The 12255-nt window shown below is 59.6% G+C and carries 8 protein-coding genes; 3 read left to right on the forward strand and 5 right to left on the reverse strand.

The window, feature by feature from the left end; all coding sequences use genetic code 11:
* The first annotated feature begins 12 nt into the window (after nucleotides 1-12).
* Entirely contained in the window at nucleotides 13-717 is a 705-nt protein-coding gene (gene rpiA / locus HHJ17_RS03270) for a ribose-5-phosphate isomerase RpiA (RefSeq protein WP_296504982.1), read from the forward strand.
* Between the two features lie 39 nt (nucleotides 718-756).
* Here the strand turns inward: rpiA and HHJ17_RS03275 are convergent, their stop codons facing one another.
* From HHJ17_RS03275 to HHJ17_RS03295, 5 genes are all read right to left on the reverse strand, one after another.
* Complete coding sequence (locus tag HHJ17_RS03275) at nucleotides 757-1431, reverse strand: glutaredoxin family protein (RefSeq protein WP_296504983.1); 675 nt, start codon at nucleotides 1429-1431, stop codon at nucleotides 757-759.
* 14 nt (nucleotides 1432-1445) lie between these two features.
* The gene (locus HHJ17_RS03280; protein WP_296504984.1) at nucleotides 1446-3485 is read right to left on the reverse strand and encodes a M3 family metallopeptidase; all 2040 of its coding nucleotides are present in this window, start codon (nucleotides 3483-3485) and stop codon (nucleotides 1446-1448) included.
* Between the two features lie 6 nt (nucleotides 3486-3491).
* Nucleotides 3492-4355, reverse strand: coding sequence for a bifunctional methylenetetrahydrofolate dehydrogenase/methenyltetrahydrofolate cyclohydrolase FolD (gene folD / locus HHJ17_RS03285; RefSeq protein ID WP_296503478.1), 864 nt, complete (start codon nucleotides 4353-4355; stop codon nucleotides 3492-3494).
* A 74-nt stretch (nucleotides 4356-4429) separates the two neighbouring features.
* The gene (locus tag HHJ17_RS03290; protein WP_296503475.1) at nucleotides 4430-5056 is read right to left on the reverse strand and encodes a response regulator; all 627 of its coding nucleotides are present in this window, start codon (nucleotides 5054-5056) and stop codon (nucleotides 4430-4432) included.
* Between the two features lie 24 nt (nucleotides 5057-5080).
* Nucleotides 5081-7570, reverse strand: coding sequence for a PAS domain-containing sensor histidine kinase (locus HHJ17_RS03295; RefSeq protein WP_296504985.1), 2490 nt, complete (start codon nucleotides 7568-7570; stop codon nucleotides 5081-5083).
* A gap of 215 nt (nucleotides 7571-7785) precedes the next feature.
* Here HHJ17_RS03295 and aceE point away from each other — a divergent pair, with 215 nt between their 5' ends.
* On the forward strand, nucleotides 7786-10491 hold the full coding sequence (aceE, locus tag HHJ17_RS03300; RefSeq protein WP_296503468.1) for a pyruvate dehydrogenase (acetyl-transferring), homodimeric type: 2706 nt from the start codon (nucleotides 7786-7788) through the stop codon (nucleotides 10489-10491).
* Nucleotides 10492-10509: 18 nt separating this feature from the next.
* Nucleotides 10510-12246, forward strand: a complete 1737-nt coding sequence (aceF, locus tag HHJ17_RS03305; RefSeq protein WP_296503467.1) for a dihydrolipoyllysine-residue acetyltransferase — start codon at nucleotides 10510-10512, stop codon at nucleotides 12244-12246.
* Nucleotides 12247-12255 lie beyond the last annotated feature (9 nt).

Raw genomic sequence — 12255 nt, forward strand, 5'->3', positions numbered from 1 at the left:
CGATTTTCTCAGATGACCAACCTCAATTCCCAGACTAACGCCGTTCTTTCACAAGACGAACTCAAAACCCTGGTGGGCCAGGCCGCGCTTCAGTACGTCGTGCCGGGCGAAATCGTCGGCGTCGGCACCGGCTCGACCGTCAATAAATTCATTGAGGCGCTGGCTTCCATGAAAGACCAGATCAAGGGCGCCGTGTCGAGTTCGGTGGCCAGTACCGAGCGCCTGCTGGCGCTGGGCATCCCGGTTTTTGATTCGAACGACGTGGAAGAGTTATCGGTTTATATCGATGGCGCTGACGAGATCAACGGCCACGGCCATATGGTGAAAGGCGGCGGCGCGGCGCTCACGCGCGAGAAAATTGTGGCGGCCCAGTCACGCAAGTTTGTCTGCATCGCCGATGAGTCCAAACTGGTTCAAGCGCTGGGCAAGTTTCCCTTGCCGGTCGAGGTGATCCCGATGGCCGCCAAGCGCGTGATACGCCAGTTTGCCGCCATGGGTGGCCAGGCGCAGGTGCGCCTGAAAGACGGTCAGCCGTTGGTGACCGACAACGGCCAGATCATTGTGGATGTCACGGGTTTACAGATTGCCGATCCGCTGGCGTTCGAGATGCAAGTGAGTCAGTGGCCAGGGGTGGTGACGGTGGGCGTTTTTGCCGTACAAAAAGCCCAAGTCTGCCTGTTGGGCACGGCCAGTGGCGTCAAAACGCTGACCTTCTGAAATCTTGCGGGACAGCCTTTTAGCGCTGTCCCGCACGGATCAAAACTTGATGCCCGCCGGATTGGACCGGGTGTCCATTGAGGGCGAGCTTGGCTCGGCTGGCGCGCGTTGGGTAGGGTTTTGGGATTCGAGGCTGGGGGCTGCTGGCTTTTGCAGCGTGACCAATGGCGTTGCGGCCGGGGGACGGTAGTTGGCGGGCAGGACCGAAGACTTGGGGTAGCCTGCTGCATCCAGAAACTGCGTCCACTCGGCATCCGCGAAACCCTTGATCTGCTGGCTGCCGATGGTTAAAAATGGCAATGAGCTCTCGCCGCTGAGGCGTTGCATGGACTCGGCGTCTTCCGCGGTGTTGACTGTTTTTTCGGTAAAGGGGATGCCGCGATTGCTCAGCAGTGCACGGCCCGCTCCACAGGGGGCACAGTTGCTGGACGTGTACAGGGTCACTGGGTACTTGCTGGCCACTTGGCGCAACTCGAACGGCAGTGTGCTGACGCCACCCACTGACTTGCCTCCAACCCCCGTGGCGGTCGCCTTGTCGGACGCTAACGGTGGTTTGTCGGAAAAGGTAACGCGGCCGTCAGGCCCCACCACCCGGTACACCGTCTGGGCTTGTGCCGGGCCTGCCGTCAGCAGCATGGCGGCACATACTGCCGCCAAGAGCGACGCATGCCCAGCCAAAATGTTCTGGCGGGTTGACTGGGTAGTGTTGTTCATGACGGTGACTCTGGTTACTTGTGGCCGGACATGCCTTGATGGCGCAGCAAGGCCTCCAGATTGGGCGCGCGCCCACGGAAGGCCTTGAACGATTCAATCGCGGGGCGGCTGCCGCCGGCTTCCAGAATGGCTTGCCGGTATTTTCGACCGGTTTCGACATTGGGCAAGCCACTCGGTCCAACCGTTTCCTCAAAGGCCGCATAGGCATCGGCGCTTAACACCTCGGCCCATTTGTAGCTGTAATAACCGGCGGCATAACCGCCCGCAAAAATATGGCTGAAGGTATGGGCCGTGCGGCTCCAGGTGGGCGGCTGCAGCACGGACACTTCGGCCCGTACCTGGTTCAGCAGGGGCATCAGATCCAGCGCTGGGTCGTGGGCGGTGTGCAGCAGCATGTCGAACAGCGAAAACTCGATCTGGCGCAGGGTTTGCATGCCACTCTGGTAGTTCTTGGCCGCCAGCATTTTGTCAAACAGCGCGCGCGGCAGTGGCTCGTCGGTATCGACATGGGCGGTCATGTGGCGCAACACATCCCACTCCCAGCAAAAGTTTTCCATGAACTGGCTGGGCAACTCCACCGCATCCCACTCCACGCCGCTGATGCCGGACACGTCGCGCTCGTTGACCTGCGACAGCAGGTGATGCAGACCGTGACCAAATTCGTGAAACAGGGTGGTGACATCGTCATGTGTCAGCAGGGCGGGCTTGCCATCCACCCCTTCGGCAAAGTTGCACACCAGATGCGCCACCGGTGTTTGCAACTGGTGCGTGTCAGGGCGCAACCAGCGGCCGCGCACGTCGTCCATCCACGCGCCGCCGCGCTTGCCGGTGCGTGCCGACGGGTCCAGATAGAACTGGCCCACCAAGTTGCCCGCACGCTCAATGCGGTAGAACTCGACGCTCGGGTGCCACACGGGTGCGCTGTCTGGTTTGATGTTCACATCAAACAGCGTTTCGACGATCTTGAACAGACCGGCCAGCACCTTGGGCGCGGTGAAATACTGTTTGACTTCCTGCTCGCTGAACGCGTAGCGGGCTTCCTTGAGCTTCTCGCTGACATAAGGCCAGTCCCAGGCTTGGGGGTCGGGCAGGTTCAGCTGTTGCGTGGAAAATTCGCGCAGGTCGGCCAGATCCTTCTCCGCATACGGGCGGGCCTTGCTGGCCAGATCGCGCAAAAAGGTGATGACCTGTTCTGGCGACTCGGCCATTTTGGGCACCACCGAGAGCTCACCAAAGTTGCGGTAACCCAGCAACTTGGCTTCTTCCAGCCGCAAAGCCAGCATCTCGTTGATCAGGGCCGAGTTGTCGAACTTGCGGGTCTCGGTGTCGGACTGGTCGGAGGCGCGCGTGACGTAGGCGCGATACAGCTTCTCACGCAGAGCACTGCTGCGGGCAAACTGCATCACCGGCAGGTAGCACGGCATTTTGAGGGTGAGCTTGTAGCCTTCTTTGCCTTCTGCTTTGGCAGCGGCCAATGCGGTCTGCTGCACATCGTCGGGGACACCGTCGAGTTCAGAGGCCTCGGCATAGTAGGCAAAGGCGTCGGTGGCATCCAGCGCGTTCTCACTGAACTTCTGCCCCAATTCGGCCTGGCGTTCCTGAATGGCGGCAAATCGTTCGCGGTCTGCGCCGACCAATTCCGCGCCGCCCAGCACAAAGTTGCGCATGGCGTTTTTATGGGCCTGGCGTTGTTCCGCGTTGAGTGAAGACGGATCAATTGCCTTGTATTTGGCATACAGTCGTTCGTCGGCCCCAAGCCGGGTAAAGAACTCGGTGACTTTGGGCAGGGCTTCGTTGTAGGCCGCCCGCAACTCGGGCGTGTCGGCGACGCTGTTCAAGTGGCTCACCGCGCCCCAGGAACTCCCCAGCTTTTCAGTCGAGACATCCAGCACGCTGGCGATCTCACTCCAGCGCGCCGGAAAATCAGGCGCCGTCACCGTTTCCAGCGCCGCATTGGCATCGGCCAGTAACTGGTCGATGGCGGGCGCCACGTGTTCGGGCTTAATCCGGTCAAACAGAGGCAGATCGTTGAATGAAAGCAATGGATTGTTCATGATGGCTTATGTTGCGGCGCGTTCGGCGGCTTCAAGGGTGTTGACCAACAACATCGTAATGGTCATGGGGCCAACCCCGCCCGGCACCGGGGTAATAAAGCTGGCTACTTCTTTGACACCGGCAAAGTCCACATCGCCACACAGCTTGCCTTCGTCGTTGCGGTTCATGCCCACGTCAATGACGACGGCACCGGGCTTGACCATGTCGGCGGTCAGCACGTTGCGCTTGCCCACGGCGGCGACGATCACGTCGGCCTGGCGGGTGTGGTAACCGATGTCGGCGGTGGCGCTGTGGCACACCGTGACCGTGGCATTGGCTTGCAACAGCAGCAGTGCCATCGGTTTGCCCACCGTGTTGCTGCGGCCAATCACCACCGCGTGTTTGCCGCGCAAATCGATGCCGGTGCTCTCGATCAGCTTCATGCAGCCATAAGGCGTGCAGGGCCGAAAACCGGGTTGCCCCGTCATCAACTCACCGGCGCTCAGGGTCGCGTAACCGTCCACGTCTTTGCTCGTGGAAATGGCCTCAATCACCTTGTGCGGGTTGATGTGTTTGGGCAAGGGCATTTGCACCAGAATGCCGTGAATCGTGGGGTCCACATTCAGCGCTGCAATGCGGGTCAGTAGATCGGCTTCCGACAAGGTGGCCTCGTATTTCTCGAACACTGAATGGACGCCGGTGTCCAAACAGCCCTTGACCTTGTTGCGCACATAGACGGCACTGGCGGGGTCTTCGCCCACCAGGATGACGGCCAGGCCGGGCGTTACACCGCGGGCCTTGAGGGCCAGGGCGCGCGTGGCGACATCGGCGCGCAGACGGGCGGAGAGGGCGACGCCATCGATGATCTGGCCGGTTTGTTGAGTTGTCATAGTTTCGGTTTCACAAGTAAAAACGCCCGCTGGTCCTTATGGGGCGGGCATTGGTAGCTATAAATATAGTAGCGTCAAGCTTTTGCTGTGGTTTGTCCCAAAGCAATTTTCAGGAGGTCGGCGACGGTATTGGCGTTGAGCTTTTCCATGATGTTGGCGCGGTGCGCCTCCACCGTCTTGATGCTGATGCCCAGGTCGTCGGCAATCTGCTTGTTCAGGCGCCCGGCCACAATGCGCTCCAGCACCTGCGCTTCGCGCAGCGTCAGGCGGGCCATGAGCGCGCCTCGGCTGGCCGCATTCTGGTGTTCCGCAAAGGAGTCTTTGGCCTGGTCGAGCATGCGCTCCACCAGCGCCACCAGTTGATCTTCCTTGAACGGCTTCTGGATGAAATCCATTGCGCCTTTTTTCATGGTGTCCACGGCCATGGGAACGTCCCCGTGGCCGGTGATGAACACGATCGGCAGCGGCGAGTGAATCTCGATCAGGCGGCTTTGCAGTTCCAGCCCGGTCATGCCGCCCATGCGGATGTCCACAATCAAACAAGCCACTTCGCGCGCGTCGTAACGGCTTAAAAAAGACTCGCCGGAGTCAAAGCAACGTACGCGGTAGTCCTTGCCCTCCAGCAGCCACTGAAGCGAGTCGCGGACCGCTTCGTCATCGTCCACCACGTAAACCGTGCCTTTTTTCGGTATCAAACTCATGCTTTACCTTGGTGTCCTTGGTTATCAGTGCGGGAGTTGCGCCATCGGCTGCGGGGATTCTGTCAAGGGAATCCAGAAGGAAAAACAGCACCCTGTTACCTCGGCGCCATTGTAGAGGTTCTCGGCTTTCATTCGGCCCATGTGCGATTCCACAATCGAGCGGCACAGGCTCAGTCCGATGCCCATGCCTTCGGCCTTGGTCGAATAGAAAGCTTCGTAGAGCCGCGCCATCACTTCCGGCGCAAGCCCCATGCCGGAATCCACGACCGTGAATTCAATCACGGGTTTGTCATCGACCTGTTTGGGGGCCACCCGTAAATTGACGCTGCGCTGGGCTGTGGGGCGCTGTGCCGAGTCAATCGACTCGGCCGCATTTTTGAGCAGATTGACCAGGACTTGCTCGATCAGAATCGGATCCACCAGCAGGGCCGGCATGTGAGGCGCCACATAGTGCGTCAGCCGCACATTGCGGCGACGCAGTTCAATGTCGGCCAACTCAACCGCCTCATCCACCATGCCGGAGATGACCGCCAGTGAGCGATTGGGCTCGCTGCGTTTGACGAAGGAGCGAATGCGCTGAATGATCTGGCCGGCGCGATGCGCCTGTTTGGCCGTTTTTTCCAGCGCACCCAACAAATCCTCTTCACTGATCTGGTGGGCCTTGATGCGCGACACCATGCCGTTGCAGTAGTTGTTGATGGCAGTAAGCGGCTGGTTCAACTCATGCGCCACGCTGGACGCCATTTCACCCATGGTGATCAAGCGACTGGCGGTTTGCGCCCGTTCGGTCTGTGCCGCTGATTGTTCTTCGGCGAGCCGGCGTGCCGTGATGTCAGTGGCAATCACCATCTGCGCCAGGCGACCATCGACCCAGCTCAAATAGCGGGTGCGTACCTCCAGCCATTTGCCTAACGGCTCCAGGTAGATTTCTGAACTCTCGGCCTCGGTGTCGGGCAGCGAGTCGGTGGGCAGGCCCGCAAAAGCGTCGACGTTGTCCAGGGACTCATCGCTGGGCGGCGTCTCGGGCACACCCGCCTGGGCGACCAGTTGCAGATGTCCCCCGGCCTGGATGCCGAACCAAAGACGGTACAGCTTGTTGGCAAACAACAACTCGTCACTGCCCAGCGGTGCCACCGAGATGGACGCGTCCAGTGCTTCCAGGACGGTGGTGAAACGTTCATGCGAAGCGGACAGTTGCTCGCGAACCCGGTTGGGTTCGGTAATGTCGGTCATCGAGGTCATCCAGCCGGTCTGGATGCCTTGGGCGTCAATCAGCGGTGACACGTACAGCCGGGCATCAAACAGTGAGCCGTCGCGCCGCTTGACGTGCATTTGCATGCCACCCGGCTGGATTTTTCCTTCCAGTTCTTCTTCCAGACGGACGGCCAGCGTGTTCTGTTCTTCTTCCGGCCAATACGGGAACGGTGCGGTCCGCCCCACCAGATCGGATTCATTCCAGCCGGTCATCTGGCAAAAAGCCGCGTTCACATAGGTAATGCGACCATGCAAATCCAGCGCCCGCATGCCGGTCAGCATGGAGTTTTCCATGGCCCGACGGAAGCTTGTTTCTGAAATCAGTGCTTGCTGGGCCTGCAGGCGACGGCGGGTATGGCGCCAGTTGGCAATCAGCATCCAGGCCGTCATCATGCTCAACGCGGTCACCAGCCAAAACAGGCCACTGCCGATCACGCCCAGCGAGGTGCGGTAAGCCTGGCCCCGGATGACGAGGCCGTTGCCGACGGGGGAAACCGGCACCTCGTAGCTGTTGACCGGACTGGCCCAGGGCATCAGTCGGGTGGCGGGGTTGCGGGCCGGAATACTGGTGCCCGCCAGCAAGCCCCCGTGGGCATCATGGAATGAAATGGCATACCGAGCCGACACCTCGGCTGGAACGCCATAACGAAACAAACCATCGACCGAGTATTCGGCCAGCAGAACTCCCGAAAAACCGGCGCGCTCGGTTAAGGGGATGTGCAGTTGCAGCGGGGCAGGGGCGTCTGTTGTCACCAAACTCTGCGAGTAAATAGGTTGCTGCAGCTCCTGGGTCAGTTTGAAGGTGCTTTCGGTTTCGCCCGTATTGAGTGTGCTTCCCACCATGCGGAGCTGATTGGCCGACAGACTGGCCGTGCCAAACGTGGCCCGAATACGCCGACGCCCATCAATCCAGGTCAGGCTTTGCAAATCAGGGTACTGGTTGACCAGCGCCTCTGCCCGACTCTGGAATTCGTCGGGATCGAGTTCATTGTTGGAAATCTCGCGGGCGATCCGCATGAGCTGCTCCTGTCGCTCCAGCAGGCGCAGCCGCAGACGCTGCTGGGTGTATTCCACATCCCGTTGAACGGCTTCCTGTTCGCGCTCAATTTCTTCCAGTCGCAAGTAGCCAAACGCGGCCACGATGGCCGCCAGAAAAAGCAGCACCGCCGCCAGCGGCGCCAAGACGGCGAATCGATCCTGGCGTTGCGGCGTCAAGCGCTGCCACCAGCGCTTCAACCGGGCCACAGGGGGCAGATTCATGGGGCTGGGAAATGAGAGGGGTTGCTGTGGCAAAGACATGCTGTCAAGTGTATGCGGCGCACTGTTTTTATGAAGGATCAAGCTTCATTTGATTATTCATATTTCTTAATATGAAATGATGATGCGCCATTTGAAATACTCAGATAATTATGAGAGAATTAATTTGCCGTGTTAAAAATCGCGTCAGATTAGTAAAAAAAACCCAGGAGACAAGCATGTCAGCAGTTCCCGAGAATTCATCAGGCTCCCCCGCGCAAGATGCGGACAGTCAGGAAACCCGAGAGTGGATGGACGCCCTGTCCGCCGTGATTCAGAGCGAAGGCCCCGAACGCGCCCATTTTTTGCTGGAGCAGTTGCTCGAGCATGCCCGCCAAAGCAGCATCGACATGCCGTTTTCGGCCAACACCGGCTATGTCAACACGCTGGAGCCAGATCAGGAAGAGCGTTGTCCCGGCAACATCGAAATTGAGGAGCGTCTGCGCTCCTACATGCGCTGGAATGCGATGGCCATGGTGGTCAAAGCCAATCGCCATCATCCGGTGGATGGCGGCGATCTGGGTGGTCACATTGGTTCCTTTGCCTCACTGGCGCACATGTTTGGCGCTGGCTTTAACCATTTCTGGCATGCCGAGAGCGAAAACCATGGCGGTGACTGTCTCTATATTCAAGGCCACGTTTCCCCGGGTGTTTACGCTCGCGCCTATCTCGAAGGACGCTTGACGGAAGAGCAGCTGCTCAACTTCCGCCAGGAAGTCGGCGGTAACGGCCTGTCCAGCTATCCGCATCCCAAATTGATGCCCGAGTTCTGGCAGTTTCCGACCGTGTCGATGGGGCTGGGCCCGCTGATGGCGATCTACCAGGCGCGCTTCTTGAAGTACCTGCATGCCCGTGGCATTGCCGATACGGCCAATCGCAAGGTCTGGGTGTTTTGCGGTGACGGCGAAATGGACGAAGTGGAATCGCTGGGTGCCATCGGTCTGGCGGCGCGCGAAAAACTGGACAACCTGATTTTTGTCATCAACTGCAATTTGCAGCGTCTGGATGGCCCGGTGCGCGGCAACGGCAAGATTATTCAGGAGCTCGAAGGCGAGTTCCGCGGTGCTGGCTGGAACGTCATCAAGCTGGTGTGGGGTAGCGACTGGGATCCCCTGCTGGCGCGTGACAAAGACGGCGCCTTGAAGAAGCTGATGATGGAAACGCTGGATGGCGATTACCAGGCCTTCAAGGCCAATGATGGCGCCTACGTGCGCAAGCATTTCTTTGGCCGTGACCCGAAGACGCTGGAGATGGTTGCGCACATGAGCGACGACGAGATCTGGGCCTTGCGTCGCGGCGGCCATGATCCAAAAAAGGTCTACGCCGCCTATGCCGCTGCCGTCAAACACGAAGGCCAGCCGACCGTGTTGCTGATCAAGACCGTCAAAGGTTTTGGCATGGGCAAGAGCGGTGAGGGCAAGAACAATGTGCACCAGACCAAGAAGCTGACCGATGAAGACATCAAAATCTTCCGTGACCGTTTCAACATCCCTATTCCTGACAGCCAGCTCGCGGAAGTGCCGTTTTACAAGCCAGCGGACGACACGCCTGAAATGCAGTACCTGCACGAACGGCGCAAGGCGCTGGGTGGCTACTTGCCACATCGCCGCACCAAGGCGGACGAGCAATTTACCGTGCCTTCGCTGGAAACCTTCAAGTCGGTGATGGAACCCACGGCCGAAGGCCGCGAAATTTCGACCACGCAAGCGTATGTGCGCTTCTTGACCACGTTGCTGCGCGACCAAGCCTTGGGCCCGCGTGTGGTACCGATACTGGTGGACGAGGCCCGCACCTTCGGCATGGAAGGTCTGTTCCGTCAGATCGGTATCTACAACCCGGAAGGCCAGAAATACACGCCGGTCGACAAAGACCAGGTGATGTACTACAAGGAAGATAAAAAGGGTCAGATCCTGCAGGAAGGCATCAACGAAGCCGGTGGTATGAGCAGCTGGATTGCCGCCGCCACCAGCTACAGCACCAACAACCGGATCATGATCCCGTTCTACGTGTACTACTCGATGTTCGGCTTCCAGCGCGTGGGGGATCTGGCCTGGGCGGCCGGTGACATGCAGGCGCGGGGCTTCTTGCTGGGCGGCACTTCGGGACGCACCACGCTGAACGGCGAAGGCCTGCAACACGAAGATGGTCACAGCCACATCATGGCCGGCACGATTCCGAATTGTGTCAGCTACGACCCCACCTTTGCGCATGAAGTCGGCGTCATCCTGCACCATGGCCTGAAGCGCATGGTGGAGAAGCAGGACAACGTCTATTACTACATCACCTTGCTGAATGAAAACTACCCCATGCCCGGTCTGACCGCTGGCACGGAAGAGCAGATCATCAAGGGCATGTACCTGTGCAAGGAAGGCTCCAAACTGACGCCGCGCGTGCAACTGTTGGGCTCCGGCACCATCCTGCGCGAATCGATTGCGGCACAGGAGTTGCTGGAAAAAGACTGGGGCGTTGCCGCCAATGTCTGGAGCTGCCCCAGCTTCAACGAACTGGCGCGGGACGGCCAGGACTGTGAGCGCTACAACCTGTTGCACCCCGCCGGTGAACAGCGCGTGTCGTTTGTCAGCCAGCAGTTGGAAAAACACACCGGCCCGGTGGTGGCATCGACCGATTACATGAAGGCGTATGCCGAACAAATCCGTTCGTTCATCCCGAAGGGCCGGCCTTACAAGGTGCTGGGCACCGACGGTTTTGGCCGCAGCGATTTCCGCAGCAAGCTGCGCGAGCATTTCGAGGTCAATCGCCATTACATCGTGGTGGCGGCGCTCAAGGCCTTGAGCGAAGAGGGCACCGTGCCGGTGGCCAAAGTGGTGGAGGCCATTGCCAAATACGGCATCCAGACCGACAAGGTCAATCCGCTTTACGCTTAAAAAGAACAAGGAGCACGCATGTCTGTAATTGAAATTAAAGTCCCGGATATCGGTGACTTTTCCGAGGTGACCGTCATCGAGTTGCTGGTCAAACCCGGCGACACGGTGAAGGCCGAGCAATCCCTGATCACGGTGGAGTCGGACAAGGCTTCGATGGAAATCCCGTGCAGCCACGCCGGCGTGGTGAAAGAGCTGAAAGTTGCGCTGGGCGACAAGGTGAAAGAGGGTTCACTGGTGCTGCTGCTGGACGTGGCGGCAGTGGCCGACGCGGCGCCTGCGCCCGAATTTGTTGCCGCTGCTCCTGATGAACCCGTTTTAGAGTCAAAACAGGCGAAAGCCCCCGTCGCACCTACGCAAGTAGCTACAAATTCAGTAGCAATTGCCGCCGCCCCCGTGAGTCCGGCGGCCAGCACCGCTCCGGTTGAAGTCCGGGTGCCCGACATTGGCGACTTCAAGGACGTGGCCGTGATTGAGATCATGGTTAAGCCGGGCGACAACATCCGGCTGGAACAGTCGCTGATGACGGTGGAGTCCGACAAGGCGGCGATGGAGATTCCGTCCAGCAGTGCCGGTGTGCTCAAAGAGCTCAAGGTCAAGGTTGGCGACAAGGTCAATATTGGCGATCTGCTGGCGATTCTGGAAGGCGTTGCGCCAGCGGCTGACACCGCACCAGCGCAGGCGCCCGCATCTGTGGCAGCGCCCGTTGCAGCAGCAGCGCCAGCGCCGGTTGCGCAGGCCGCTGTGTCTGCCGCGGCTGTCGTTGTACCAGCCGCCGTGCTGGCGGTGCCGGCCCACAATCCGACCAGTGCGCCGGTCGGTCTGCCGCACGCTTCACCCTCGGTCCGCAAATTTGCCCGCGAACTGGGCGTGCCCCTGAACGAGGTCAAAGGCAGCGGTCTGAAAGGCCGCATCACCGATGCGGACGTGCAAGCCTTCACTCGCTCGGTCATGAGCGGTGCGATTCAAACGCTGGCGGTTGAGGCCAAGGCCAAGAGCGCCGGAGCGGGTACTGACGGTGCCGGCTTGGGCCTGATTCCGTGGCCCAAGGTGGACTTCGCCAAGTTCGGCCCAATTGAGCGCAAAGAGATGTCGCGCATCAAGAAGATCAGCGGCGCCAACCTGTTGCGCAACGCCATCATGATTCCGGCTGTCACCAATCATGACGACTGCGACATCACCGATCTGGAAGCCTTCCGCGTCTCCACCAACAAGGAGAACGAAAAGTCGGGCGTGAAGGTCACCATGCTGGCGTTTCTGATCAAGGCCTGCGTCGCCGCGCTCAAGAAATTCCCCGAGTTCAACAGCTCGCTGGATGGCGACGCCCTGATCTACAAGCAGTATTACCACATCGGTTTTGCCGCCGATACGCCCAATGGACTGATGGTGCCGGTGATCAAGGATGCCGATAAAAAAGGCATCATGCAAATCTCGCAAGAGATGGGCGAGCTGGCCAAAAAGGCGCGTGACGGCAAGTTGAGTCCGGCCGAAATGTCGGGTGCCTCCTTCACCATTTCCAGCCTGGGTGGCATTGGCGGGCGTTACTTCACGCCGATCATCAATGCGCCGGAGGTGGCGATTCTGGGTGTCTGCAAGTCCACCATCCAGCCCATCTGGGATGGCAAAGCGTTCCAGCCACGCCTGATGTTGCCGCTCAGCCTGACCTGGGACCACCGGGTGATTGACGGTGCCGCGGCGGCCCGCTTCAACGTTTATCTGGGCCAGATCCTGGGCGATTTCCGCCGGGTCTTGTTGTGACGAACCCGG

The sequence above is a fragment of the Rhodoferax sp. genome (assembly GCF_012927445.1).
Lineage (GTDB): Bacteria > Pseudomonadota > Gammaproteobacteria > Burkholderiales > Burkholderiaceae_C > Rhodoferax.

Bases quoted from the DNA above. Each gene is read 5' to 3' on its own strand.
- rpiA (WP_296504982.1), top strand. From the start codon at position 13: ATGACCAACCTCAATTCCCAGACTAACGCCGTTCTTTCACAAGACGAA.
- HHJ17_RS03275 (WP_296504983.1), bottom strand. From the start codon at position 1,431: ATGAACAACACTACCCAGTCAACCCGCCAGAACATTTTGGCTGGGCAT.
- HHJ17_RS03280 (WP_296504984.1), bottom strand. From the start codon at position 3,485: ATGAACAATCCATTGCTTTCATTCAACGATCTGCCTCTGTTTGACCGG.
- folD (WP_296503478.1), bottom strand. From the start codon at position 4,355: ATGACAACTCAACAAACCGGCCAGATCATCGATGGCGTCGCCCTCTCC.
- HHJ17_RS03290 (WP_296503475.1), bottom strand. From the start codon at position 5,056: ATGAGTTTGATACCGAAAAAAGGCACGGTTTACGTGGTGGACGATGAC.
- HHJ17_RS03295 (WP_296504985.1), bottom strand. From the start codon at position 7,570: ATGAATCTGCCCCCTGTGGCCCGGTTGAAGCGCTGGTGGCAGCGCTTG.
- aceE (WP_296503468.1), top strand. From the start codon at position 7,786: ATGTCAGCAGTTCCCGAGAATTCATCAGGCTCCCCCGCGCAAGATGCG.
- aceF (WP_296503467.1), top strand. From the start codon at position 10,510: ATGTCTGTAATTGAAATTAAAGTCCCGGATATCGGTGACTTTTCCGAG.